This is a genomic window from Paraburkholderia pallida, from assembly GCF_004524855.1.
In the GTDB taxonomy this organism is placed as follows: domain Bacteria; phylum Pseudomonadota; class Gammaproteobacteria; order Burkholderiales; family Burkholderiaceae; genus Paraburkholderia; species Paraburkholderia oxyphila.
Window position 1 is genome coordinate 3,366,866 of sequence record NZ_CP038148.1, and the last position, 26,751, is coordinate 3,393,616.

The following is a 26,751-nucleotide window of genomic DNA, read 5'->3' on the forward strand; positions in this document are numbered from 1 at the left end:
GATCGGCGTTCAGCCGCGCGCCGCGGCGGAGCCGTGCGCGGCAAAACGTGCAGCAGGATTCGATATGTATCGCAGTGCAAAGTTATTGGCCTGACGATTCGGAATCAGGCACAGCAGCGTGAGCCCGAGCACACCCAGCTTCTTGCCGAGGCTCCAGTACGGGTTGCGCACGAGCGAGGTGAAGTAGCGGTGCGACTCGAATATCAGCCAGTGCCAGCGCTCGGTGGTCGGCGCATCGTAGAGCCGCACGCACAGCCGGTTCTTCTCGAAGGAAAAGTCGATGAAATGCTCCGGCAGGTCCTCGCCCAGACGCGTGCGGATCATGTGGCGCAGCGTCTGCCAGCGCCACGGAAACGAGCGCTCCACCTCGCTCACGTCCTCGCAGTTGCCGAGCGAGAGCCCCGCATGGCCGACCGAGTGGCCGCGCTTGTCCTCGGCCTTGCGGTGCACGCGGTAGCCGCCCAGCGCGTTGTCGAGCGCGCAGATCGCGCCGGTGAGCGCGATGCCGTAGATCGCGAAGAAGTCGGCGGCCTTGCGGTGATGCAGCGACATCGGAATCGGAAAGACCGAGCGCAGCGCGCTCACGCGGTAGGCGTTGCCCGAGGCCGGCGGAGACGGATAGAGCCAGCCGCGCCGCAACAGCGCCGCACAGTCGCTCGGCGGCGTGGAATTGGGCACGCGCACGCCGGTGCGCATGCCGTCCTCGCCGATCACGTCGAGGCGGAACTGCACCTTGGCGTAGTCGCCCGACTCGAACGCGCGCAGCACTTCGCCGATGGCCTCCGGATACAGGATGTCGTCCGAGTCGAGAAACAGCACGTACTCGGTCTGCACCAGCGAGAGGCCGAGGTTGTAGACGGAGGACTGCCCCTGGTTCTCCTTGAAGACGGGTGTCACGCGATCACCGTAGCTCTCGATGATCGCGCGCGAGTCGTCCGTGGAGCCGTCGTCGATCACCAGCACGCGTACGCGTTCGCCCGAGCCCGCACTCGCCGGCACGTTCGCCAGCGCCGAGTCGATCGCTTCGCGCAGGAAGCGCGCGTAGTTGTAGTTGCCGATGACAACGGTGATGTCCTTCATGGAGTCAGCTCCCGGTGACGCCGCTTTGCGGCTCGCCGTAACTAGAATAGCCATAGGCGGCGTATTCGCTGCCGTACTTGCCGGGCCGCGAGGTCATGTCGTTGAAGATCACGCCGCGGATCGGCACGCCGATCTGCTCGAAGCGGCGCACCGACTCGCGCAGCTCCGAGACGCTCGTCACGCCGTAGCGCGCGATCAGGAACACGGTGCCCGCGAGGTTGGCCACGATGCCCGAGTCGGCCACCGGCAGGATCGGCGGCGCGTCGATCAGCACGACGTCATAGAGGCCGTCCGCCCACTGCGTGAACCGCTGGAAGCTGCGGCTCCTCAGCAGCTCGCTCGCGTTCGTCACATAGCCGCCGTTGGCGACGAAATCGACACCCGGCATGACCTGCTGATGCACCACCTGGTCGTAGGCGCCGTCCTGCTCCACGATGTCGGTGATGCCGGGGCTCGAGGGCACGCCCACGTGCCGGTTGAGCGAGCCGCGCCGCAAGTCGGCATCCACCAGCAGCACGCGCTTGCCCGACGAGCCGAGCAGCGCCGCGAGGTTCACCGAGACGAACGACTTGCCCACCACGGGCGTGGGGCCGGCCAGCAGCACGATGTGATTGGAGGCCTCCTCCAGCGCGAACTCGAGCGCGCTGCGGAAACTGCGCAGGCTCTCGACGGCCGCGTCGAAAGACGCCGTGCGCGCGAGCACCGTCGTCGTTCCCGGCGAGCTCGACGGCAGGCGCCGCGTCAGCACGTGCTGCACGCGGCTGCGCGGCACGGCGGCGTAGACCGTGAGGCCGGTGCCCACTTCGATGTCGTCGACGACCGCGATGCCGCTGTTGAGCTTGCGCTTGAGGAGCGCGAACGCCACGCTCGCGAACAGTCCGGTGAGCAGCGCCGCCACGACGATGAACGCGCGCTTGGGCCGGACCGGGCTTTCGGGCGCCGCGGCGGTGTCGATCAGGCGCACGTTGGAGACCTTGCCGGCCTTGAGCAGGCGCAGTTGCTCCTTGTTGTTCAGCAGGTTCGTGTAGATGTTGGTGTCCACCGTCACCTCGCGCTGAAGCCGCAGCACGCCCTGCTCGAGCGGCGGCAGCGCGCGCGTTTGCGTGGCGAGCAGCGCCAGCGACTTCTGCGCTTCGTCGAGCTGGCCGTCGATGGCGATCACGGCCGGGTTATCCGACGTGAAGCGGGCAAGCAATTGCGCGCGCTGCTGGCGCAAGTCGGCGATACGCGACTGCGCCAGCGAGGAGCTTTGCAAGAGGGCCGTGGCCTCGGCGCCCAGGTCCACCGCGCCGTGCTCGGAACGAAACGCGTTGAACTCGCTTTCCGCCTTTTCGAGCTGTGCCTTGAGCTCGGGCAGCTGCTTGTCGAGGAAGGCGATCTGCTTCTCGGCTTCCTCCTGCGTGCGCTGCACGTTCTGGCGCACGTATTCGCTGCCGATGGCATTGAGGATCGCTGCCGTCTTGACCGGGTCCGCGCCTTCGAGCGCGACGCCGATCACATCGGACTCCTTGCCTTTCTCGGAGATCATCAGGCCGGCCTGCAGCGCCTGAGTCGCGGCCAGCTCGGAGTTGCGCACGACCTCGAAGGTTACGCCAGGACGCGCATCGATCGAATTCACGAGCAGGTCGATCGCGCCGCCCGGCACGTTCGCGTGCAGCGGCTCGCCAACCTTGCCCGTGAGCTGCACGCCGTCATGGCTGAGCGTGTAGGCGCCGTTCGGCTTCGTGGTCAGGAGAAAGCGCGTGCCGTGCAGACGGTCGGGCACGTCGAAGTGCGCCACGTCGATCGCCTCCTTGCCCCACGCGTAGCCGCCCCAGCCGGCCCAGGCCGGGACGTGCATATGCTGCGCGATCCATTGGCCCACCACCGGGAAAAAGCGTGGCCTGACGTCGAGATAAAGCTGCGTTGCGTCCACGGCGCGCGAGACGATCATGCGCGAGCGCAGCACCTCGATCTCGGCCGAGGCCGCGGTCTTCATCGCGAACATCGACGAGACATCGGCCAGCGCGCTCTTCGCGGAATTCTGGTTTTCCTCGACCTGAACGAGGATGTCGGCCTGATAGACGGGCCGCGCCAGCAGCGCATACGCGCCGCCGACGAGGGTAACGAGCGCGGTGACGATCACGATCATCTTGCGGCTCTGGTAAAGCGTGTCGAGCACGCCGCCTATGTGTCCGCCCTCGGGCGGAGCGGGCAACCCTTGTTCGACGGGGCCCTGGAGCAGGTAATCACGCTGGTTCATCTGTTCTCTCCGGCGCCGCGCCCGCTGCCTCATGAGGCGCGGGCGGCGCGCTATGTTTGTCCGGTTCAGTAGCCCACTGCGCGGCCTGCCGCGGCCGCCTGGGTGGCCGGCAGGATCAGGCCGATGACGCGGCTCCACTTGACGAGCGGTGAGGCGTCGACGAAGACCACATCGTTGGGCTTGAGCTCGAATGCGTCGGCGGTGGCCATCGCGGCGGCCGACGAGGCATCGAGGTGGTAAACCTGCGGCTTGGCGGCGTCGCGCCCACGCACGACGTACACCTGGGAAGCGTCGCCCGAGACCTGGCTGACGCCACCCGCGTCGCCCAGCGCCTGATTCAGCGACATGCGTCCGTTGTTGAATTCCACGCCGCCCGGACGCTGCACCTCGCCGATCACGAAGACCTTGCTGTCAGCCGACGCAAACACACGCACGAGGTCGCCGTCACGCAGGATGATGCGGTCGGGGTTCACGCCCTTGCGGATCATGTCGGGCATATCCACGACCACGGTCGAGTCGCCGCGCGTGACCGCCACGCGCGAGCGGTCCGACTTGTCGGTGAAGCCGCCCGCGCGGTTGATCGCCTCGGGCAAGGTCATCGGCATGTCGTTGAGCGCCTGCACACCCGGGCTCTTCACTTCGCCGTCGAGGTAGACGCGCTTGCTGCGATAGGTCTGGATGCGCACCGTGACCTGCGGCTGCCGCACGTATTTCGCGAGCTTGTCCGCGAGCGCGTCGCGCACGCCCATCTCCGTGAGCCCCGCCACCTTGAGCGGACCAATGTAGGCATACTGAATAAAGCCGTTCGTGTCGACGGTATAGCCCTGCGTGACCGAGCTGCCCCCGGCCGAATCGGGACCGCCGCCCGCGGCCGGCATGTTGAGCTCGGGGTGATCCCACACCACGATGCTCAGGATGTCGCCCGGCCCGACTTCGTACGGCGTGGGCGTGGCGAACAGTGCCTTGACGTCGGTGGGCACGCCATCGGGACGCTCGGCGCGCTCCTTTTCAACGAGTTCGCGCGTGATTTCGATCAGTGAGCCCGCGGGCGCGCCGTCCGCGCCCGCCTTCGCGAGCGAGGTGGCAGCGACGTTCGTGCCGCTCGGTGCGGCAGAGCCGGCCGTGGCAAGCGTGCCGCCGCGCGAATCCGCGGGCATGCCGTTGTAGGTCATGCCCGGCGAAAACATGCAACCGGACAGCGCCGCGGCCGCAGCCGCCGACGCGAGCCCCTTCGCAATCTTGCCTCGCTGCGCGAGCGCGTGCGCACTCCCGTGCCAGCCTGAGAGCCACGTTCGTCCCGCTCGATTCAGGCGGCCCACCTGACGCAACGAGCGTATGCACGCGCTGCGCGCATACCTCAGCCATGTCCTGCAAAGCTTGTTGAGTAACATCGTCCTACCCCCAATCTTGCGTTTGGCCGTCCCATGGCGTCGTGCGCGCCACGGATCCCGGCTGCGAACTTCAGGGCCCGTTCCCGCTCATAGCAGGCCCTGTTACTCGCAGGTGTTCCCCTCCCTGCGTGCGTACTGCAACTGCTTGCTTCTTGCTGCCAACGCCAGGCAGTGCCTCCCTGATTGCCCTGCTGCCGCTTCTTTTGTGTTGTCCTTGCGGCGCGCTCACATGCCAGCAGCGCCCGCAGCCCTGCCTTGCCTCAATACGCCCCAGTCCCTCGAATCACCACGAAGAAGGTCTTGAACAGAATCTCGATGTCCCGATGCAGCGACCAGTTCTGCACGTAGTTCACGTCGAGCGACACGCGCGTTGCGTAGTCGGTCTCGCAGCGCCCGCTCACCTGCCAGAGCCCCGTGATGCCGGGCGTCGCCATCAGGTAGTACTTGCTGTTGGTGCCGTAGCGCTCCAGTTCCTGATCGATGATGGGACGGGGCCCGACGAGGCTCATCTCGCCGCGCACCACGTTCAGGAGTTGCGGCAGCTCGTCGAGGCTCGTGCGCCGCAGGAAACGGCCGATGCGCGTGACACGCACGTCGTGCTTGAGCTTGAACTCGCGCTCCCACTCGGCGCGCGCCTCGGGGTCGGTGGCGAGCAACTGCTCGAGCACCTCCTTCGAATTCACCACCATCGAGCGAAACTTCAGACAACGAAACTTGCGGCCATTGCGCCCGACCCGCGTGTGGCCGTACAGCGCGGGACCGCCATCGCTCTTCACGATCAGCGCCAGCAGAACCAGCACCGGCAGCAGCATGACGATCAGCGTGAGGCCGACCACGATGTCGAAGACGCGCTTGACCGCGTGCTTCATCACGTTCGTGCGCGAGCGCGTTTCGAGCGGCTCGCGCGTGGCATGGCCGCGCCGCAGCCAGGCACCCGCGTGACGCGCCACGCTGAATCCACCGACGAAAAGGGTGTGCGAGGCGAGCAGCGAGATGCCCGAGGTGAACGTCCAGTAGATGAACCACGGCATGGAAATCAGATGATCGCGATGCAGGCCATAGAGCAAGGCGAGCGCGCACAGTTGCACCGCGAGCCACGCGAACGCGGTGCGGCTCGCCACGCTCATGACCGAGCGGCTGCCGCGCGAAGGATAGGTGCCGCACGCGGGAAACACGGACAAGGCCAGCGCCGCCGCAAAGGCGACCAGTGTGGGATCGAAACGATGCGCCGGACCCACGTCGGGGACATTCAGATTCAGGTGCAGAGCGCCAAAAGCACCCAGCACGATAAGCGCGATATCGATCGCGCGATGAAATAGCGCAGACATATCCCTACCCCAAAACGTGGCGTGTACGGTGAACGTGTTCGCCCCCATGCAGTGCGTTGCTGTCGCGTCACCTGCAACGGTCATCTGGCGTCGGCGCCGAACGATCTGAGCTTTCCCCGTTCACCGCCACGCGAGATGACGCTCGCAGGTCGTCCTGTCCACGCAGCACGCTTTAGTTGCGGATCCCGGCACCGCTCAGGCGACATCCGGGTCCACATCGACACGTTACGGGGAGCGCAACATCGATTCCGTGCGCAACCCCACCAATGGTTCGTGATCGTCTCGACCGGCGTGGTCGCGCGAAGTGCGGGCGCGCGCAACGCTTGCGGTTGCGTGCGCAACCGCACCGAATGGGGCGTGATCTACTGATCTGAGGAATGCGCGCGCGACCATGAATTCACGCTGCGCGGTTGCGGCGTATCGATTCGCGTGTCGTTTCGCGAATCGGTGCGCACATTGGCGTGCGCGTTGATCCGCGCATTGATCCGATTAAAGAGGAAGCTCGTTTCGAAGCCGATCATGCGTATGGGCGAACGCCCTGCGAAGATCGGCATGACATCGGCGAATGCGTTGGGACGGCTGCCGAAGAATGCTCGCGACGCAATACCCTGCCCCTCATCTGCGCGCGCCACGTCCGCGGCGAGCAGCGCGCGATTGGCCATGAGCCCGAGCGCACAGAGCGCGAGCACGAACGCCGAGCAGGCGAGCCAGGGCACCAGCCGCTGTGCCACGCGCGACTTGCCCACCCCCAGCAGCGCGAGCATCATCGCGGGATAGAGCATGCGTTCGCCGGGATTGACCACATCGGCCATCACGGTCGGCATCGCGATGAAGAGCACGAACAGCACGAGCGAGGCGAGCGTTTCGTCAGACAGTTGCGCCCAAGCCTCGCGTCGCATCAGCGGGCGCCATAGTGCGGCGTAAAGCAGATAGAGCAGCCCGGCCGCCAGGGCAATATTGACCGCGAAGCCCGCATAACGACCCACTGTTTCGATCGCACTGGGGATGCCGTTCGTGAGGGTGAAGTTGTGGTACGGGCCGAGTTTCGCAAACGTATAGAGCTTGTAGCCAGACGCGTGCAGCAGTCCCGTCGGATACGACGGATCGGGCACCGTGGGCGCGGGCTTGCGCGCGACATACCAGACGAATAGCCCGACCGACGGGAGCGCGGGCAGATACGAAACGAACCGGCGGCGCCTGAGCGCGTCGATCGCCATCATCAAGAGAATCGATGCCCAAATGACGGCGTGCGTGAAGAACGCGCCGACAGTAAACAATAGTACCCATAGTGGCTTTGCGCGCGTGCACCCGTCCTGCAGCAACCACGCCGTGAACAGCAGAATGCCAAACTGATAGTTGACGTAGCCGTTCCAGAACGGCGTGTTGAAAAAGACGCACACCAGCAGGAGATAGAAATAGCTGACGTTCTGCTCCAGCGACATCTTTTGCGCAAGTTGCCAGGCGAGCGCGATTGCCGCAATTACATAAAGACTCGCGACGCAGCGCGCGGCCACGAGCGGCGGCACAACGAGATTGAGCAGACAAAGCACCGCTTGCACCGCGCTATTGGGCACCGGGAATGTCGCGAACACAAACTGGTCAGTCAAATTCCCGTGCAGCAGCTGCGCGGCCAGGAAGCCTTGATAGACCCACTCGTTGTAGTCCTGCAGCGGCACGTACGGCGGCACGTTAATCGCAAGCAGCAGGACGATCAGCGCGGGCAGCACCATCCAGAGTTCTGATCTGCGCACGGCGATTCCAGTATCCATATGGGCGGAGTCGGTTGCGGTTTCGGGGGACGCCGGAGAAAGAGCGCCCGAATGCGAAACCGCTCGTGCGCAATGCGGCTATCGTGATCCGGCATGCGGTTGCCCGTCGTACCAAAGCGCGCCACGTGGCGTCACATCGAACGGACGAATCCGGAACAGCGGAAGTCTAGAGAAGCCATCTGGCGCGGTCTGTGGGTTGGCGCACGAAGCGCGCCGTGCGCGCGCCGGCATGAACGCATGCGACCACGCTGGTCTGTGGTCTGCCCAACGGTCGGCACTGTCGTGCTCTGTCAGGATGCAGGGCATTCGACACGGTCTCGCCATCCATGAGCGCCTCAAAGCTGCAATCGTGGGGACGCTATCCCTATGCGCCCCAATCGAGTGAACCGCTGGCCTGGCGCGACACCATCCGCGCGCGGCTGGTGGACGCCTGCGCGCATCAGGGCACGACGCTCGCGTTCGGCAACGGCCGCAGCTATGGCGACAGTTGTCTCGCGGCCACCGATCACGTGCTGCCGATGCGCGGCCTCGCGCGCTTCATGAGCGCGGACTGGACGAGCGGCGTGGTACGCGCCGAGGCGGGCATGACGCTCGGCGAGCTGCTTGCCGTTTGCCTGCCGCGCGGCTGGATGCTGCCGGTCACGCCCGGCACGCAGTTCGCGACGCTCGGCGGCGCCGTGGCCAACGACGTGCACGGCAAGAACCACCACGTGCGCGGCACCTTCGGGCGCCACGTGCGCCGCTTTTCGCTGCTGCGCTCGGACCGCCCGGCGCTCGAATGCGCGCCCGACGAAGAAACCGCGCTCTTTCAGGCGACGATTGGCGGCCTCGGGCTCACGGGCGTGATCGAATGGGTCGAGATTCAGTTGATGCCGGTGCGCTCGAGTCATATCGCCGTCTCGCGCATGCGCTATGCGAACCTGAACGAATTCCTCGCGCTCTCGCGCGGCCACGAAGCGACGCACGAGTATGGCGTGGCCTGGGTGGACTGCCTCGCGCGCGGCGAATCGCTCGGGCGCGGCATCTACACCTGCGGCGACCACGCTCTCGACGGCGACCTCTCGCTGCCCACCAGGCGCACGCGCGCCGTGCCGTTCGTGTTGCCGCTCTCACCCGTGAACCGCACGACGGTGCAGGCATTCAACGCGCTCTACTACCAGCGCCAGCCGCCCGGCATCGAACTCGCGCGCATGGACCCGGCGAGCTTCTTCTATCCGCTGGACAACATCCGCCACTGGAACCGCCTCTACGGACGGCGCGGCTTCCAGCAGCATCAATGCGTGATCCCCGATGCGAGCGCGCCCGACGCGCTGCGGGCGATCCTGCACACGATTGCCACGAGCGGCAGCGGCTCGTTTCTCGCGGTGCTCAAGCGCTGCGGCTCACTCACCTCGCCAGGGCTGCTTTCGTTTCCGATGGCGGGGGTCTCGCTTGCGCTCGATTTCCCGCAGGACGAGCGGCGCAACACGGCCCTCTTCGCGCGCCTGGACGCCATCGTGGCCGAAGCGGGCGGGCGCCAGTATCCGGCGAAAGATGCGCATATGAGCGGCGAACATTTCCGCGCGGCCTACCCCGCGTGGCAGGAACTCGAGCGGCATCGCGATCCCGCATTGATGTCGCGCTTCTGGAAGAGAACCACGCAATCATGAAAAACATTCTGATCATTGGCGGCTCGTCCGCCATCGCCGGCGCGTGCGCGCGGCGCTGGGCAGCCAAGGGCGCACGCCTCGTCCTCGCCGGCCGCCACCCGCTGCGGCTCGAAGCCGTCGCCCAGGACCTGCGCGTACGCGGTGCGCCAGAAGTGCATACGCACGTGCTCGACATGAACGACCACGCGCAGCACCCGGCCCTGCTCGAGGCCTGCCGCGCGGCGCTCGGCACCATCGACGTCGTGCTGATCGCGCACGGCACGCTGTCCGACCAGGCCCTGTGCGAGCGCGACGTGGACGCCGCGCTGCACGAATTCTCGACCAACGCGCTCTCGACGATCGCGCTGCTCACGCTGCTCGCCGGCGTGTTCGAGGCGCAGCAAAGCGGCACCATCGCCGTGATCTCGTCGGTGGCGGGCGACCGCGGGCGCGCCTCGAACTATGTCTACGGCGCGGCAAAAGCCGCCGTCACGACGTTCTGCGAGGGCTTGCGCGCGCGGCTCTTCAAGGCGGGCGTGCGCGTGCTCACGATCAAGCCCGGCTTCGTCGACACGCCGATGACGGCGGGCCTCGCCCTGCCAGGCCCGCTCGTGGCCTCGCCCGAGCGCGTGGGCGCCGACATCGTGCGCGCCATCGCCCAGGGCAAGGACACGCTCTACACGCCGTGGTTCTGGAGCGCGATCATGCTCGTGATCCGCTCGCTGCCGCGCTTCGTGTTCAAGCGGGTATCGCTATGAACGCGGTCGCCACTGGCCGCGTTTCGCTCGTGACGTGGTATGCGCTGTTCGCGCTGATCTCGATGGCCGCGAATCTCGGTAGTCAGAAGTTGACGTGGCTTGTCTACGACGGACCGTTCTCGATCACGCTCGCGGTGTGCATCGGCACGGGCGTGGGGCTCGTCGTCAAGTACGCGCTCGACAAGGTGTGGATCTTCCGCTACGAGCACCGCAGCATCGCGCACGGCGTAGAGACGTTCTCGCGCTACGTCGCCATGGGGCTCGCCACCACGGCGATTTTCTGGGCGATGGAGTTCGGCGCCCAGGCCCTGTTCCATACCGAGCACGCACGCCTTGCCGGCGGTGCGCTCGGCCTCGTGCTCGGCTATCTCGCGAAGTACCAGCTCGACAAGCGCTTCGTGTTCGCCTGACGACGCGACATGGACGAAGGTGCGCACGCATTCATCGTAAGAGAAACGAGCACGCGGGCGGCGTGCGCTGGCGAACAGACCCGCGCGAGCACGCGCCCTACGATCAGCCCCTGATGATCAAGCATTGCGCGCTGTTCTTGCATCCGCACTTGCCGCGCACTGCAAAGCCGTTACGAGGCACGCCATGTCAAACCCGACTATTCCGCTATGCGTGGACCTGGACGGCACGCTCGCGCGGACCGACTTCCTGCTCGAGAGCTTCTTCGTGCTGCTCAAGCAGAGCCCGCTGTCGATATTCCTCTGCTTTTACTGGCTGCTGCGCGGCAAGGCCTATTTGAAGGATCAGATCGCGCTGCGCGTCACGCTCGACGTTGGCGTGCTGCCTTATAACCGGCAGCTCGTCGATTATCTGCGCGACGCGCGCTCGGAGGGCCGCCCACTTTATCTGTGCACGGCATCCAACCAGCGTTTCGCCAGCCAGGTGGCGGCGCACTTCGGCCTGTTCAGCGGCGTGCTCGCGAGCAACGCATGCATCAACCTGCGCGGCAAGCACAAGGCTGATGCGCTGGTCGAGCAGTTCGGCGATCACGGCTTCGACTACTGCGGCGACGCGCGGGCCGACGTGCCCGTATGGCGCCGCGCGCGCCAGGCGATCGTGGTCGGCGATCGCCAGGTGGCCGAGGCTGCGCGCAAGGTGAACGCCGAAATCGTCTTCTTCGAGGAAAAACGGCGCATGCTGCCGCTCGTGCTCAAGGAAATGCGCGTGCACCAGTGGGTCAAGAACGTGCTGATCTTCGTGCCGCTGCTGACCGCGCACCGCTTCAACGACCTGCAGGCGGTGATCTCGGCCTGCATTGCATTTGCCTCGTTCAGCGTGTGCGCTTCGTCGGTTTACCTGCTCAACGACATGCTCGACCTTGACGCCGACCGCCGCCATGCGCGCAAGTGCAGCCGGCCGTTCGCTTCGGGCAAGCTGCCGCTGTCGCTTGGCATCGTGCTGACGATTGCCCTGCTGGGCGCGGGGCTCGCGCTTGCGACTCTGCTGCCCTGGGAATTTGGTGCGGTGCTTGTGGCTTATATGGCTGCGACCGTTGCCTATTCGTTTGTGCTCAAGCGGCTTACGCTGATTGACGTCTTTACGCTTGCCTGTCTCTATACGGTGCGTGTGATCGCGGGGGGCGAGTGCGCCAATATCGCGCTTTCGTACTGGTTGATACTCTTTAGTGTGCCGATATTTCTTAGCCTTGCGATGCTCAAGCGCTATGTCGAGCTTGATGCGATGCTCCAGCAGGGCAAGACCGAAGCGGCAGGGCGCGGTTATATTACGCAGGATATGTCGATACTGCGCTCGTTTGGGACCGCGGCTGCTTATCTTGCGGTGCTCGTGCTTGCGCTTTATCTGAATTCGCCGGAGCTTGAGCTGCTGTATCGGCATCCGAAGATGCTTTGGGCCGTGTTCGCGCTCACGCTCTATTGGGTTAGCAGAATGTGGATGCTCGCGTTTCGTGGGCAGATGCATGACGATCCGATCGTCTTTACGTTTAAGGATCGCGCTAGTTGCGCGGTTATTGGGTTGTGTGGTGTGTTTATGGTGCTGGCGATTTGATCAGGCTTATTGCTCTGGATGCGGCGCTGGCTTTTTGCCGCAGGTTTTCCGGCGTTTAACTTGTTTTCGCGGCGGGCCGCAGGCGTTGCCCCTGTGCGGGGCGGCACCTACTTTTCTTTGCAGCCGCAAAGAAAAGTAGGCAAAAGAAAGCGGCCCACACCGCCAGTGTGACGCCGTCCCCCACTGCCCTGTCCTTCGGAGCGGCTCCGGGGCATCCGTCGCCTCGCACACTCCGCGTAAGTGACAAGGGGCTCATCCTTCCCGCCGCGCGCTACGCGCGGGCGGAAGGGTCCGCATGGGAAACCGGGCGGGATTTCTGGCGCGCGCGGGGTGCTGCCCGGTGAATGCACGAGGGTGCTGACCGGTAAATGCGCGGGAATACTGATCGGGTGAATGCACTGGAGTACTGACCAGTGAATGATCGGGCGTTCTTGCTGGCGAATGCGTGGGCGAGCGCCGATCGAATACGCTGGAGTTCTACGAATACGCGTGAATCCCACTGATTTTGGTTATGCCGCACGGCGCGCGGAGCGCCGCCGGATGGATGAGCCCTTAGTCACTCCGGGTGACGTCGCGTGGTGACAGACGCTCCGGAGCCGCTCCGATGGACAGGGCAGTGGTGAACTGCGTCACACTGGCGGTTTGAGCGGCTTTCTTTTGCCTACTTTTCTTTGCCGCGGCAAAGAAAAGTAGGTGCCGCCCCGCACAGGGGCAACGCCTGCGGCCCGCCGCGAAAACAAGTTAAGGCCAACGCACAAAAGCGCTAACGCGCTGTAGCGCTAAAACAGCGCCCTCCACACCGCGCATGCGGCACTCACCGCGCCTGCGCAACCCCCGCATAGCGCCCACCAAAAAACACGAGCGGTGCCCGCTCATCAAGCGAAAACGCCATCACCTCGCCCACAAACAGCGTGTGATCGCCACAAACATGCCGATCGCTCATCCGCAACCCAAAGCGTGCAACGGCACGCTCGAGCAGCACGACACCATCGAGCCCTTCCACCTCCGTGAAGCACGGCGCAAGCCAACTCTGCGGCTCCCCCGCGAAATGACGGCTATGCGGTTCCTGCTCGTCAGACAGGACACTCACCCCAAACCGCTCGGCACTCATGAGCCGCTCATGCATGCGCGCACGCTGCCCAACCGACACCACGATCAGCGGCGGCCGCAACGACCCCGACATGAACGCGTTAGCCGTCATCGCATGCAACGTGTCGCCGCTACCCGTCGAGATCACCACCACGCCGGTCGCGAAGCGCCCTAGCGCCGTGCGCAGGCGCCGCTCATCAAAACGCGGCGGCACGCTATCCACCCCAGCCGCGCAGGCTGGCGCCGCCGCCGGCGTCGCGGCAAGCGCTGCCGCGTCCGTGCTGCATTGCCCAACATGTGCCGCGGCGGCTACGCCCGCTGCCGCTTCACTGATGGCAAGCCCGTGTGCATTCATGGCCGGTCTCCCTGTTTGGTGCATCCCCCACGACTCAACAGCACGGCAATCCGCGCCGCCGATGCAGCTTCAAGCCACCTTGCGCGCAATGAAATGCAGCCATCGTGCGTCGCTGGTCTCCTGCGTGGGCGCGATCGGATCGCCTTCGCTGCTGCCGTATACCGCCTCCACCTCGAAGCCCAGCGCGTCGAGTTGCCGGCGCTGCCCGGCCAACGTGGTGTAGACGATCACCATGCCGAAGTCCTGCGCCGCCGCCGTGCGGATCGAATAGCCTTCGTAGTCGCGATGCAGGCGCACATTGCGCCGGTAGTTCCACAGCGCGAGCGGCAACCGGCGCGCGGCGCGCAGCACGCGCGGGCCATAGCGCAGCGGATTCGCCGAGAAGCGCGGCAGCAGTTGCCACGGGCGCTCGTCGAAGCCGGGGCCGCCCCGGTTGTGCGTCGAAAAGAACACGAGGCCGCCTGAGCGCGTCACGCGATGCATTTCGCGCAGGACCCGCACGCGCTCCTCGTATGCCACGCCATCGATGCCGTTCGAGCCGAACGCCGCCAATGCGTAGTGCTCGCCCGGCAGCGCCGACATCTCGCGCGCATCCATCTGAAGAAGATTCACGCCCGGAAAGCGCTTGTGCGAAAGCTCGAGCAGACTACTCGTGGAGTCGATGCCCGTATAGTCAGACGACATCTGCATCATGAGCGGCACCGTGCGGCCCGCGCCCATGCCGATATCGAGCAGCGGCTGGCCACGGCATTCGCGGGCGATGCGCGCAAATGCGGCTTGCTCGCCCGCGTCCGTCCACGCCGCTTCGCGCGTGAACTCGCGGCACGCGTCGCGCTCTGCCCACGCTCGCCGATTGAGCCGATCCAGCGGAAGCTGCATGTCCATGACGCCCCTCCAACGAGGATCGATTCCCTCAGCCGCCTCGCAGCCAGGCATCGCGCCCGGCCCGCGAGAACGGGCATGGCGCCCATTTAAGCAAAGCGCATTGTGTGCATCTGTACGCGCGCACACACACCTTCCGATGGGTTTGAGCGCAATCTGCCGCTCGATGGCAGCGCGCTTTGCAAGCCACCGCGCAATCCACCGCACGGCACGACGCACCACAACGTGCCGCGGCTTGCGCAAACGTTGTGCAAACCACGCTTGAGTGCGCTGCCGCACCGACGCCACCACCCGTCATTCCGTTAAATACCGGCAATTGCCGCGCATCCCGTCGCGCGGGCACGGACCGTCATACCCGCGCCAGTATCGAAGCGCCATTCACCCGAGGGGGCACCTCCGCCATGAAAACTGCACTGCGACGCATCCTTTCCGAATCGGCCCGTCTCGACGTGCCAGCCGACACGCTGGCCGACGACGCCGATCTCTACGCCGCGGGTCTTTCTTCACTCGCGACCGTCCATCTGATGCTCGCCATCGAAGACGAGTTCGGCATCGAGATTCCCGACCGCATGCTCACGCGGCGCCTGTTCTCGAGCATCGACTCGCTCGCGGCGGCGGTCACCGAGCTGCAGCAGGCAAAGGCGGCAGCATGAACGCCCCGCATATCGATGCCGCCGTCGAGCCCGACCAGCAGGCGCTCGCGCAAGCAAGCGATCAAGCGGACCCGCAGGCAACCGGCTCGTGGCGCGAAGCCGCGCAGCGCGCGGCGCGCGTTGCCGCGCAATACGCCGATCACGTGGACCGCGAAGCGCGCTTTCCCGTGGAAGCGTTCGACGCGCTCAAGGCCGAGCGCCTGCTCTCCGCGATGGTGCCCGCGCGCTTTGGCGGCGGGGGCCTCTCGCTCGCCGAGGTCGCGGCGATCTGCGAGACGCTCGCGCACGGCTGCGCCTCGACCGCGATGGTCTACGCGATGCACCAGATTCAGGTGGCCTGCATCATGGAGCACGGTGCGCACGAGCCGTGGCATCAGCAAGTGCTCGCGCAGCTCGTCGAGCAGCAATGGCTGCTTGCGTCCGCCACCTCCGAGGAAAACATCGGCGGCAGCATGCGCACGAGCGCCTGCGCGGTCGAAGTGATCGACGGGCGCTTCAGCATCGAGAAGATGGCGCCCACCATCTCGTACGGCGCGCACGCGGACGGCATTCTGGTTACCGCGCGACGCACCGCCGAATCGCCCGCCTCCGACCAGGTGCTGATCGTCACGCTGCTCGGCGACCTCGAGCTGGAAAAGCGCGGCACGTGGGACTCGATGGGCATGCGCGGCACCTGCAGCGAGGGCTTTCGCCTGCTCGCGGAGGGCCACGCCGAGCAGATCCTGCCCACGCCCTTCGCCGAGATCGCCGACCGCACCATGCTGCCCGTCTCGCACACGCTCTGGGCCGCGGTGTGGACCGGCGTCGCCGCCGACGCCGTCAATCGTGCGCAAGCGTTCTTCCGCGCACAGGCACGCGCCAAGCCCGGCTCGGTGCCGCCTGCGGGCATGCGCCTCGCCGAAGCGGTGGGGCTCCTGCAGATGATGCAGGCGCGCCTGTCGGTTGCGCTCGACGCCGCCCAGGCGGCGCACGACGCACGCGAAGCCCATAACGACGCGGACGCCCCGCTGTCGGCACAGCTGCACTACGCCTCGGACATGAACACGCTGAAGACGAGCATCTCCTCGACGGCGCTGCTCGTCGTGCAGGAAGTGCTGATGATCTGCGGCATGGCCGGCTACAAGAACGGCACCGAATACAGCGTGGGCCGCCATCTGCGCGACCTGCACTCGGCGCCGCTCATGATCAACAACGACCGCATCGCCCAGAACACCGCGAGCCTCCTGCTCGCCCAGCGTCCGGCGAGCCCGGGGAGAGCCTGACATGAACACGATGACCGAAACCGCGGCACTGCAGGCAGCCGATGGCGCGAAACCTGAGCCGACCTTCCGCGACGAACTGATCGCGAGCGGCATCCTCATCGACACCGGCGAGAACGGCCTCTATGGCCGCAGCCAGGTGTTCGAGGACGTGGTCGAGCGCCTGAACGTGGCGATCACGCATCTGGGCGCCGATCAGGATCCCGAAGTGTTGCGCTTTCCGCCCGCGATGCGCCGCACCGACTTCGAGGACAGCGAGTATCTGAAGAACTTCCCGCAGCTCGCCGGCACGATCCATTCGTTCTGCGGCAACGAAGCGGGCCAGATGCGCCTGCTGCGCTGCCTCGACGACGCCATGAAGCAAAGCGACGACGACCGCGACACCGAATGGATGGAGCAGCAAAAGCCCACGCGCCTCGTGCTCACGCCGGCGGCCTGCTATCCGATCTATCCGGTGATGGCCCGGCGCGGCCCGATGCCCGCGGGCGGCCGCACGATCGACGTGCTCTCGTATTGCTTCCGCCACGAGCCCTCGCTCGACCCCGCGCGCATGCAGATGTTCCGCCAGCGCGAGTACGTGCGCCTCGGCAACGCCGAGCAGGTCATGGCGTTCCGCCAGATGTGGGTCGACCGTGGCTCGCTGCTGGTCTCGCTGCTCGGGTTGCCGGTGGACGTGGATCTCGCCAACGATCCGTTCTTCGGGCGCGGCGGCAAGATCGTCGCGGACAGTCAGCGCGCCCAGGCGCTCAAGTTCGAGCTGCTGATTCCGGTTGCGCTTGCGGACAGCAAGACCGCCTGCCTCTCGTTCAACTATCACATGGACCACTTCGGCGCCATCTGGAAGATCGAGTGCGAAGACGGCTCGACCGCGCACACGGGTTGCGTCGGCTTCGGCATGGAGCGCATCACGCTCGCGCTCTTCAAGCATCACGGCCTCGACGTGAACGCCTGGCCCGCTGAAGTGCGCGCCGTGCTGTGGGACGACACGAAGGCCCGCGTCGAGCGTGGCCTCGCGGAGGCGGGCGTATGAACGCGCCGACCGTGTCCGCTGCCGCACTCGCCCCTGCTGCCGGCCCAGGCGGCTCCGCTGCGGCGCCGGCGCAGGCCGGCCTGCGCGAGCACGAATCGCACGCGCTGCACCAAGGCGAGCGCGTGTGGGTGGAGACCAACTGCTACGTCGATCTGTGGATCGAAATGCTGCATGGCATGGGTTTCGATCCGCGCGCGGCGCTCGCCTTCACGGTGACGCAGGACTTCGAGGGCGATCAGTTCACGTTCTTCAAGTTCCCGCTCGAAGACATCGAGCGCCTGTACGGCACCCAGGTCACGGAGCTCGCGATCTACGACTCGCTCGAAGACCGCGTGCTCGCGCAAACGCAGCGCGGCCACACGGTGCTCGTCGAAGTGGACGGCTTTTATCTGCCGAACACGCGTGCGACCTCGTACCGACGCGAGCATCCAAAGACCACCGTGGGCATCGACTTCATCGACCCGGCGGCGCGGCGCCTCGGCTACTTCCACAACACGGGCTATCACCGGCTCGACGGCGAGGACTACGACGGCGTGTTCCGCAAGCTGCCGCAGTTCGTGGGGCAGCCCGACTTGCTGTTCCCGTATGCGGAATTCGCCAAGCGCGTGCGCGCACCGCTCGAAGGCGCGGCGCTCGCAGAGGCCTCGGCCGAACTGCTGCGCGCGCATCTCGCGCGGCGCCCGCAGCGCAATCCGGTGAGCGAGTGGCGCACGGTGTTTCCGGCGCAACTCGACACGCTGCTCGCGCGCGGCGAAAGCTTCTTTCATCCGTACTCGTTCAACCTGATGCGTCAGCTCGGCGCGAACTTCGAGTTCCTCTCGAAGTATCTGCTGTGGCTGAACGCACAGGGCGTGGCGATTCCGGAGACGATTGCGGCAGCGGCGCAAAAGGTGGCTTCGGAAGCCATGGTGATGCAGTTCCGGCTCGTGCGCGCCATGGCGCGCAATCGCCGCGATACGTGCGACGACTGCTTCGACGTGCTCGAAGCGGGATACGACAATACGCTCGAGCCGCTCGCCGCGCTGATGGCGTGACGCCGCGCAGCGGTAACGAGGCGCTGCGGCCACCCGGGGGGGAACGCGTGCGTAATCTGCCGAACGATACTGAAGAGCTGGGCGCGAGCGTGCCGCAAGGCGCGCTCGCGCCTGTTTGCGCCGCTACCGGCGCAGATGAAAACCTCTGGCCGGTCGCGCTGAGCGCGGGGTGGCGATGCGTTTCGACGCCGCCCGGCGCATGCGCGACGCCGGCCGCACTCGATGCACCCGAAGCGGCCATCCGCGCCGAAGACTGGCTCGACGCCGAAGTGCCGGGCACGGTCGCCTCGGCGCTGCGCGCGGCGGGCAAGCTCGACTTCGAGCGCCCGGGTCCCTACGCCTCCTTCGATCACTGGTATCGCCTCACGCTCACGGGCCATGGCATGCGCCGTTTGCGCCTGTCCGGGCTTGCCTCGATCGCCGAAGTCTGGCTCGACGAACGCCTGCTGCTCACCTCAGACTCGATGTTCGTCGCGCACGATATCGAGTTCGAATTGGACGGCATGGCCACGCTCGCGCTCTGCTTCCGCACGCTCGACGCGGCGCTCGCCGCGCGACGCACGCGGGCACGCTGGCGCCCGCGCCTCGTCACGCCGGCCACGCTGCGCAACGTGCGCACGACGCTGCTCGGACACATGCCGGGCTGGTGTCCCTCGCTGCAGGCTGTGGGCCCCTGGCGGCCCATCGAACTGCTCTCCGATGCGCCCGACGCCATCCATAGCGTCGATCTTTCGACGTCGATGCAAGGCGACGATGGCATCGTGAACGTCACCGTGCGCTTCGTGCACGCTCACGATGAAACGGCCGCCGCGACGCTTTGTTGTGCACATGCACAGACGGCGCTCGAGTGGCGCGATGCGCACACACTGAGCGGCACGCTGCGCGTAGAGCAGGCCGAGCGCTGGTGGCCGCATACGCACGGCGCGCCCACGCGTCACGCCGTCACGCTGCAACTGGCGCAGCGCGCAACACTGCCCGATATCGCGCTGGGCGACGTGGGCTTTCGCACGATCGAAGTAGACCGCGATCTGAATAGCGCGGACGGCGCGGGCTTCGCCCTGCGCATCAACGGCGTGCCGGTGTTCTGCCGCGGCGCGTGCTGGACCAGCGCCGACCTCGCGACGCTCACCGGCACGCCCGGGCAACTCGAGCACACCTTCGCGCTCGTGCGCGACGCGGGCATGAACATGATCCGCGTGGGCGGCACGATGGTCTACGAATCGGACGCGTTCTACCGGCTCGCCGATGCCAACGGCATCCTCGTCTGGCAGGACTTCGCGTTCGCCAATTTCGATTACCCGACCGACGCGGCCTTCACCGCCGCCGTCGAGACCGAAGCCACGCAGTTTCTCGCGCGCACGCGCCGCTACGCCGCGCTTGCCGTGCTCTGCGGCGGCAGCGAGGCCGACCAGCAAGGCGCGATGTTCGGCCTGCCGCCCGAGATGCGCGAGCAGGCCCTGTTCACGCAGCAGTTGCCCGGCATCGTCGCGCGCGAGCGGCCCGACGTGCCCTATGTGAGCAATTCGCCTTCGGGCGGCACCTGGCCGTTCTCCACGCGCACGGGCGTCACGCATTACTACGGCGTGAGCGCGTATCAGCGCCCGCTCGACGACGTGCGCCGCTCGCAAGTGCGCTTTGCTTCGGAGTGCCTCGCATTCGCCAACGTGCCCGACGACGCCACGCTGCACGACGCGCTCGGCACGATCCACGAGCACGACCCGCGCTGGAAGGCGGCGGTGCCGCGCGACCCCGGCGCCGGCTGGGATTTCGACGACGTGCGCGATCACTACGTGCGCGCGCTGTTCGGCATCGAGCCCACGCAGGTACGCTATGAGGACCCGCAGCGCTTTCTGGACCTTTCGCGCGCCGTGGTGGCCGAGCTGATGATCGACGTGTTCGCCGAATGGCGTCGCGCCGGCTCATCGTGCGGCGGCGGGCTGGTCTGGCAGTTGCAGGACCTGCGCGCGGGCGCGGGCTGGGGGACGATCGACGCGTGCGGCCGGCCCAAGAGCGCGTGGCACGGGCTCGCGCAGGTGCTCCAGCCGGTGCAGGCGGTTATCACCGATGAAGGCCTGAACGGCCTCGACATCCATCTCGTCAACGATGGCGCGCTTGGGCTCGCCCTGCAGCTCGAACTCGTCTGCCTGCGCGACGGTGCGGTGACGGTCGCGCAGGCCTCGCGCGCGGTCGAGCTCGCGCCGCGCAGCGTGCAGCGCGTGAGCGCCGCCGACCTGCTCGGACGTTTCTTCGATTTCACGCACGCGTACCGTTTCGGCCCGCGCGCGCACGATGTGACGATCGCGACGCTGCGCGACCCGGCGAGCGGCGCGATCGTCTCCGAAGCGTTTCATTTGCCCGAGCGGCGCGCGCACGATCGGCACGATCTCGGCATCGCCGCCACGCCGCAGCGCACGGAACACGGCTGGCAGCTCGTGATCGAGTCGCGCCGCTTCGCGCGGTGCGTCCACATCGCCGACGCGCACTATCGCGCGCGGCGCGACTGGTTCCATCTGCCGCCGAACCGGCCCGTTGCGATCGATCTGGTGCCGCTAGACGACAACGCGCACGACGTCGCACCCGATGGCGAGGTTCGCGCGATCAATGCGGCGGCGCCGGTGTTCTATCGCTGAGCAAAGGCGTCGCCGTAGCGATCCGCGCGTGCTTCACGGCGCGCGGACGCAAGACACCGCCTGGGCTCAGGCGGCTCGAACACGCTGACACATCACGCAGCCGAGCCTGCGGGCGCCGGGCCCGATATCGGGCCGACAACGGCCCCAACATCGTCCGCCCGCTGCGCAGCCACCGTGCTCTCGCCGATCAGCTCGGCGCACACCCACCCCGCGAAATCGTCCATCACGGCGTTGCGCGCCTCGCGCGTGAAGAGCGCATGGTCGAGACCCGGCAGCGTCATCGCGTGCACGTTCGGCACGGCGCGCAAGGCGGCAAGCGACGCGCCCAGTTGCAGGCGCGCCTCTTCGAGCCCGGAGTCGAACTCGCCATACACAAGCCGCAATTGGACTCGCTTCGCGTCGATCTCGTGCAACAACGCGAGCGCCTCGTTGGCTACCACGGGCCGCCCGGTCTTGCGCTCGACCGCGTGCGCGAGCGCCAGCGTTGCACGGCGCATGCCACGCTTCGCCAGGACGGCGGCGATACGCAGCGGATGGGTGCCGGTCTCCCCGCGCAGCGCGCGCTTCCATTTGTCGGCGTCGAAGAGCGCGTGCAGGTAGGTCCGCGACGACACCATGCGCTGCTCGCCCGGCGAGCGCGCGGCGCCGTCCCACGTGAACTTTTGCAGATTGACGCCGTACGCGGCCACCACGTTTGGATGAAGCGCGCACACGTGCAGGCTCACGAACGCGCCGCCGCACACCCCGAAGGCGACCACGCGCGCATGGCCGCGCGCGACGAGCCAGTCGGCGCCAGAGGCCGCGTCGTCGCGCAGTGCCGTCGAATAGAGCATGTCGAGCGTCACCTCGGGCGCAGGCGGCTGCGCGTCGCCGAGGCCGCCGACGTCCATGCGCAGCGTCGCCACGCCCTGCTCCGCGAAGCGCCGCGCGAGCAGCACGGAAATGCGGCCATCGCCGATGTGATGCGCGGCGCCCGTGTTGATGAGCAGCACTGCAGGCGCGCCCGGCTGCGGGAGGTCGGGCTCGCAGTGGATGCCGAAGCAATGACCGAAACGCACGGGACGCTCGGTTGCGCGATGGCGCACGAGCCGCAGATACGGTTGCGGGTCGACCGATGCGAGCGCCGCGCCGGGTTCGATGGCGGGCCGCGCGGCCGCGCTGGCGCAGTCGGTGGCAGTGGCAGTGGCTGCGGCGGCCGCACGCTCGGCGTCCTCGACAAGCCAGGCGCTCACGCGCGAGAACGCCTCGACGGGCTCCTCGCTATAGAGCGCTTCCAGAAAGAAACGATCGGACTCCTCAAAACTGCCCTGCTCGACTTCCACACCGTGCTGCGTGTAATGCGCGGCGAGCGAGGCGGCGAGGTTCGTGCCGCTCGAATCGAGCAGCAGCACGCGCGACGCGGGCGAACGCGTGTCGCGCTTCAGATCGACGGCCGAGAGCGCGGTAATGTCGTCGCCGTGCATGCCGAAGCCGAAGGCCTCCACGTAGGCGGCGTCGTCGGGGATGGGCACGGCGCCCATGCCCGCCGACGTGCTCAGCCAGCCCTGCCGGTGCGCGCGCAGCTCGCGGATATAGCGACGGCCAGTGACCGGCGGCGCGAGCAGGACCAGAGCGTCCACGCCGGGCGTCTCGACGCCGGGAGAGGTCACTACGGGCCTGTCTACGCCGGAAGCCTCCACTCTGGATGTGGACACTCCGGGAGCATCCACTCCGGGAGCCTCCACGCCGCGCAGCCGCTCGGCCGCCAGCGCGGCGAGCGTGGCGCCCAGGCGCAAGCCCACGAGCGCCACGCGCGTCACGCCGGTCGTCGCACGCAGATGCCGCACGGCGGCGCCCAAGCTCGCGAGCCACGCCTCTACGCGGCCCGGGTCGTCTTCCATGCCTTCGGCGTCGCCGGTGCCCGGATAGTCGAACCGCAGCACCGGCATACCGGCCGCGGCGATCCGCTCGGCCAGCTTGCGCCAGCCACGGTGCGTGCACAGGGCGTCATAACCAAAGGGATTGCATAGCACCACCCCCATGCGGCCCTCGGCAGGATGCAGCCAGCCGAAAGCGCCGTCGAACACGACAGGGATCATGGAATGACTCCTCCTTCAAGGGTCTGGCCGGACGCTCGCGGCCCCACCGCGCGGTGTAAGGCAAATCTAATTTTTCGCGCCTCGCCGCTCCGTGCGCCGACGCACAAACGCACACGCATGTCTCATCCAGAATGGTCGGGACGCGCGTTTCTTGATCGAGTGGCGAGGGGGCAGAACCCCCTGCGCATACGCGCGCGCCTGCATGATGACCACACCATGAGCACCCTGCCCCGTTACAAGCCGAGCCTCAAGCGCATCGCCACGCGCAACTTCGCTGGCAGCATCCTGCCAATGTTCGGCGCGCTCGCGACGACACCTGTCGAACTCCAGCGCATCGGCGCGACACGTAGCGGCGGCCTCGCCATCGTCCGGATGGTGTGTGACGATGCAGCGCGTGCTGATGCGGTGCGTGCTGACGCGGCGCTTGCCGATGCAACGCTTGTCGATATGGCACTTGCCGATGTGGTCCGTGCCGATGTGGTGCGTGCTGATGTGGTGCTTGCCAATGCAGCGCGTGCTGATGCGGTGCGTGCTGATGTGGTGCCTGGCGATGCGGCGCGTACCGATGCAGGGCGTGCCGATCTGGCGCGTGCCCATGCAGCGCGTTTCGACGTCGTGCTTGCGGATGCAGCGCGTGCCGATGTCGTACCCACCAATGCGACGCGTGCCGATACTGCACTTGCCAAAAAGGCACGCGCCATGGCCGTGCTTGTCGTCGCAGTGCTTGCCAGGTTCAGTACCGCGCGTTCTTGCGCGCTTGCGCTACTCGCTGCATCGCTCGCACCGCCATTCGTGCCCCAGGCGCATGCCGCAGATACGTCACAGAGCACACCCGCCGCATGCTCGGCGCGCACGATGAGCGCCGAGGCGTTTCTCGACAGCATCGCCGTCAACACCCACATCAACTACACCGACGGGGCCTACGCCGACGTGCGCAACGTGGCGAAGGATCTTGCGTGGATTGGCGTGCGCCACGTGCGTGACGGCACGCCCGGCACCTCGGCGCCGCTCTCGAGCTACGTCTGGCTCGCGCAACAGGGCGTGAAGTTCAACTTCGTCGTATACGGCAACGTCGCCGATTCGCTACAGCAGCTCGATCGCTTTACCGCCGCCGCGCCGGGCAGCGTCGCCGCCGTGGAAGGCTTCAACGAGATCAACAACTTCCACGTGAGCTACAACGGGCTCACGAGCGACGCGGCCGGTCTCGCCGCGCAGCAGGCGATCCACGCGCACGTGCACGGCAGCGCCAGTCTCCCCGGCGTGCCGGTGTACGACCTCACCGGCTACGATCTCACGCCCGTCTCCACACGCGCGGGCGCCGCCGACTTTACCAACCAGCACATCTATCCGCAAAACGGCGAGCAGCCCGCCTACAACGCCAACGGCGACAAGTGGATGGCCTGGGCCATCGACGGTCTGCGCAAATACAACCTGCCGTTCGTGGTGACCGAGTTCGGCTACTTCACGCTCCCTCAGTCGGGGTGGTACGGCATCGGCGTGGACGAGGCGACCCAGGCCAAGGGCGTGCTCAACGGGTTGTTCGACGCCGCGAACCTCGGTGTCGTGCGCACCTACATCTACGAGCTGCTCGACGAAAAACCCGATCCGCAGCGCACGAACAGCGAGATGCACTTCGGTCTCTTCAGAAACGACCACTCGCCCAAGCCCTCGGCCAGCGCGATACGCAATCTCACGGCGATCCTGCGCGCGAACGCGGCTGCCAAAGGGCCCACCAATCCACACCCCGGTGTACAAACCGTCACGCCGCCAGATGCTTCGTCATCCTGCTCATTGCGCGCCATGCCGGTGTCGGCACGCAGCCTGCTGCTGACGAAGGGCGACGGCCGCTATCTGCTTGCGCTCTGGAATGAGACGCCGTTCTGGGACCGCGCAAAAGGCACGCCGCTAAGCGCGCCGCCGGCCAGCGTGCAGGTCGACTTGGGCGCCAGGGCGAGCCGCATCGCGCTCTACGATCCGACCATGTCCGCCGATCCGCTCGCGACGCATGCCGATTTGCGGCAGCTCTCCGTGGCGGTGCCCGACCACGTCGTCCTGCTCGAGGTCACGCCAGCGGGCAAGCCGTGAAGGCGCGCGCGTCGCTCGCCTCGCGTCACTTCCCTTTCAGGCGCGAGCGCAGCGCGAAGAAAGGCCGGTACACACCAGGGCACGCCGCGTAGAGAAACATGCGGATTTTGAAGCCCATTTTCACACCTGGCGTGCGCAGCAGCAGTGCGAGCTTCGCGCCGAAACCGCCCGCCGCGAACACGTCGCGCGCGTAGTGCTCGCGGGCGAGCTTCGGCACCAGCAGCGCGCGCATCGGCGCACCTACGCCCGCGAGCTGCGCATCGCGCTGAAACTGCTCCGACTCGACAAGCCCGAAGGCCGTTGTGAGCTTCACGCGCGCGACGAACTGCTCGACGGTGCGAAAGCGCTTCTTGCCCGAGAGCCCGCCGCGCCGGTAACGCACGAGCGGCTCGCGCAGGCTGTGCGCGCCGCCCGACATGACCGCGCGAAACGTCATGATCTGGTCTTCGGCCATCGCGCCCGGCAACATCGGCCCGAAGCGCTCGAACAGGCGCCGCGACCACGCGTGCGAGGCGCCTACGACCCACGGGCGCTCGCGCGCCCAGTCGTCGAAATTCTTGTACTGGCCGAGATCGGTCGGGGCAATCCGGCCGGCTTCCTGGTCCGCCGCATGGCCCGCCTCCGCCTCCGGGGACGCGGACGCCAAAACGGGCTCGAACTCCACGAGATCGGAAGCGATGAGGTCCACGCGCTGCCCGAGCGCGTTCCAGCAGTCGACGAGCCGCGTGCAACGCTCGGGCACCGAGACGTCGTCGCCGGCGGCCACCACGAACAAGGCGCCCTGGCTCATGGCGGCCAGCTTCGAGAGATGCGCGCTGATGCCCGCGTTCTGTTCGTTGCGATTGAGCACGATGCGATGCGGGCCGCGATAGTCGCGCACGGCCGCTTCGATGGCCGCCCAGGTGCCGTCAGTCGAGCAATCGTCGGAGATCAGGATTTCGAGCGGCGAGTAGCGCTGCGCCAGTGCGCCCGCGACGGCGTCGGCGATCACGCCCGCCTGGTTGTAGGCGATGAGCAGCATCGACACGAGCGGGCGCGACGCGTCGTTCGCGGGAGGCTCGGTGCGTTCGGCGTGTCGGTGAACCTGAGCGTTGTCCTGAGTCATCGGCAATGACGGGCCCGCGCGCGCGGGCGAATGAGTTGGCACAGGGGGCGGCCCTCGCATGGCTCCCTGACCCGGCACGGGCGCGCCATACTATCATGCGCGCGTGCCGCCGCCGAAGCGCCGGAAACCCGCGGGGGCGCGACCTGCGGCGCTTGTCGCTTCGCCTGGCACCCAACTCGTTAGCCCGCTTTTCCCCGCGCTGACATACCCGCTTGCCGCCCCGCTCGTCAGCTCACTAGCAAATGGGGCATGGGCGAAATCCGTCGGATGAGGATGCGGGCATCATGGCACAAGGGCACGTGCGGGGCGCCCAGGATGCGCGGCCTGGCGCCGGCTGCA

The 26,751-nt window shown here is 66.9% G+C and carries 19 protein-coding genes; 10 read left to right on the forward strand and 9 right to left on the reverse strand.

The features are described from left to right. Nucleotides 1-9 precede the first annotated feature (9 nt). From E1956_RS15225 to E1956_RS15245, 5 genes are all read right to left on the reverse strand, one after another. Complete coding sequence (locus E1956_RS15225; RefSeq protein WP_134750139.1) at nucleotides 10-1,080, reverse strand: glycosyltransferase family 2 protein; 1,071 nt, start codon at nucleotides 1,078-1,080, stop codon at nucleotides 10-12. Between the two features lie 4 nt (nucleotides 1,081-1,084). Beyond that, nucleotides 1,085-3,322 carry a GNVR domain-containing protein gene (locus tag E1956_RS15230; RefSeq protein WP_134750141.1) on the reverse strand — a complete coding sequence of 746 codons (2,238 nt, stop codon included), beginning with the start codon at nucleotides 3,320-3,322 and terminating at the stop codon, nucleotides 1,085-1,087. A 65-nt stretch (nucleotides 3,323-3,387) separates the two neighbouring features. Beyond that, nucleotides 3,388-4,713: a polysaccharide biosynthesis/export family protein gene (locus tag E1956_RS15235; RefSeq protein WP_134750143.1), complete on the reverse strand. Its 1,326-nt coding sequence runs from the start codon at nucleotides 4,711-4,713 to the stop codon at nucleotides 3,388-3,390. Between the two features lie 260 nt (nucleotides 4,714-4,973). Further along, nucleotides 4,974-6,041 (reverse strand): sugar transferase, encoded by a 1,068-nt coding sequence (locus tag E1956_RS15240; RefSeq protein WP_134750145.1) that lies wholly within the window; start codon nucleotides 6,039-6,041, stop codon nucleotides 4,974-4,976. Between the two features lie 362 nt (nucleotides 6,042-6,403). After that, complete coding sequence (locus E1956_RS15245; protein ID WP_134750147.1) at nucleotides 6,404-7,792, reverse strand: hypothetical protein; 1,389 nt, start codon at nucleotides 7,790-7,792, stop codon at nucleotides 6,404-6,406. A 344-nt stretch (nucleotides 7,793-8,136) separates the two neighbouring features. Here E1956_RS15245 and E1956_RS15250 point away from each other — a divergent pair, with 344 nt between their 5' ends. The 4 genes from E1956_RS15250 to E1956_RS15265 all read left to right on the forward strand — a co-directional run bounded on the left by E1956_RS15250 (nucleotide 8,137) and on the right by E1956_RS15265 (nucleotide 12,212). Continuing rightward, nucleotides 8,137-9,459 carry an FAD-binding oxidoreductase gene (locus E1956_RS15250; protein ID WP_134750149.1) on the forward strand — a complete coding sequence of 441 codons (1,323 nt, stop codon included), beginning with the start codon at nucleotides 8,137-8,139 and terminating at the stop codon, nucleotides 9,457-9,459. Continuing rightward, nucleotides 9,456-10,196, forward strand: coding sequence for an SDR family oxidoreductase (locus E1956_RS15255; RefSeq protein WP_134750151.1), 741 nt, complete (start codon nucleotides 9,456-9,458; stop codon nucleotides 10,194-10,196). The genes E1956_RS15250 and E1956_RS15255 overlap by 4 nt, the downstream gene beginning before the upstream one ends. Continuing rightward, nucleotides 10,193-10,606 carry a GtrA family protein gene (locus E1956_RS15260; protein WP_134750153.1) on the forward strand — a complete coding sequence of 138 codons (414 nt, stop codon included), beginning with the start codon at nucleotides 10,193-10,195 and terminating at the stop codon, nucleotides 10,604-10,606. Before E1956_RS15255 ends, E1956_RS15260 begins: the two co-directional genes overlap by 4 nt. 184 nt (nucleotides 10,607-10,790) lie before the next feature. Then, the gene (locus E1956_RS15265) at nucleotides 10,791-12,212 is read left to right on the forward strand and encodes a UbiA family prenyltransferase (protein ID WP_134750155.1); all 1,422 of its coding nucleotides are present in this window, start codon (nucleotides 10,791-10,793) and stop codon (nucleotides 12,210-12,212) included. Between the two features lie 814 nt (nucleotides 12,213-13,026). Here E1956_RS15265 and E1956_RS15270 read toward each other — a convergent pair. Together E1956_RS15270 and E1956_RS15275 are read right to left on the reverse strand one after the other, a co-directional pair. Continuing rightward, the gene (locus E1956_RS15270; protein WP_134750157.1) at nucleotides 13,027-13,656 is read right to left on the reverse strand and encodes a flavin reductase family protein; all 630 of its coding nucleotides are present in this window, start codon (nucleotides 13,654-13,656) and stop codon (nucleotides 13,027-13,029) included. 69 nt (nucleotides 13,657-13,725) lie between these two features. Next, a complete protein-coding gene (locus E1956_RS15275) occupies nucleotides 13,726-14,541 on the reverse strand; it encodes a class I SAM-dependent methyltransferase (protein ID WP_134750159.1) in 816 nt (271 codons plus the stop codon). A 398-nt stretch (nucleotides 14,542-14,939) separates the two neighbouring features. Between E1956_RS15275 and E1956_RS15280 the strand changes: the two genes are divergently transcribed. The 5 genes from E1956_RS15280 (at nucleotide 14,940) to E1956_RS15300 (ending at nucleotide 21,144) form a co-directional block, all read left to right on the forward strand. Continuing rightward, a complete protein-coding gene (locus tag E1956_RS15280) occupies nucleotides 14,940-15,191 on the forward strand; it encodes an acyl carrier protein (RefSeq protein WP_028220982.1) in 252 nt (83 codons plus the stop codon). Further along, a complete protein-coding gene (locus E1956_RS15285; protein ID WP_134750161.1) occupies nucleotides 15,188-16,453 on the forward strand; it encodes an acyl-CoA dehydrogenase family protein in 1,266 nt (421 codons plus the stop codon). The genes E1956_RS15280 and E1956_RS15285 overlap by 4 nt, the downstream gene beginning before the upstream one ends. Before the next feature lies 1 nt (nucleotide 16,454). Then, nucleotides 16,455-17,480, forward strand: coding sequence for an amino acid--[acyl-carrier-protein] ligase (locus E1956_RS15290; RefSeq protein ID WP_134750163.1), 1,026 nt, complete (start codon nucleotides 16,455-16,457; stop codon nucleotides 17,478-17,480). Continuing rightward, nucleotides 17,477-18,514: a DUF1839 family protein gene (locus tag E1956_RS15295; RefSeq protein ID WP_134750165.1), complete on the forward strand. Its 1,038-nt coding sequence runs from the start codon at nucleotides 17,477-17,479 to the stop codon at nucleotides 18,512-18,514. The genes E1956_RS15290 and E1956_RS15295 overlap by 4 nt, the downstream gene beginning before the upstream one ends. Before the next feature lie 77 nt (nucleotides 18,515-18,591). Continuing rightward, entirely contained in the window at nucleotides 18,592-21,144 is a 2,553-nt protein-coding gene (locus tag E1956_RS15300; RefSeq protein ID WP_418789262.1) for a glycosyl hydrolase 2 galactose-binding domain-containing protein, read from the forward strand. 92 nt (nucleotides 21,145-21,236) lie between these two features. On the opposite strand, the gene E1956_RS15305 is transcribed toward E1956_RS15300, so the two are convergent. Continuing rightward, a complete protein-coding gene (locus E1956_RS15305; protein WP_134750169.1) occupies nucleotides 21,237-23,222 on the reverse strand; it encodes an alpha/beta hydrolase in 1,986 nt (661 codons plus the stop codon). Between the two features lie 216 nt (nucleotides 23,223-23,438). Here E1956_RS15305 and E1956_RS15310 point away from each other — a divergent pair, with 216 nt between their 5' ends. After that, nucleotides 23,439-25,307 (forward strand): glycoside hydrolase 5 family protein, encoded by a 1,869-nt coding sequence (locus tag E1956_RS15310; protein WP_232071187.1) that lies wholly within the window; start codon nucleotides 23,439-23,441, stop codon nucleotides 25,305-25,307. A 25-nt stretch (nucleotides 25,308-25,332) separates the two neighbouring features. On the opposite strand, the gene E1956_RS15315 is transcribed toward E1956_RS15310, so the two are convergent. Further along, a complete protein-coding gene (locus E1956_RS15315) occupies nucleotides 25,333-26,412 on the reverse strand; it encodes a glycosyltransferase family 2 protein (RefSeq protein WP_134750171.1) in 1,080 nt (359 codons plus the stop codon). Between the last annotated feature and the right edge of the window lie 339 nt (nucleotides 26,413-26,751).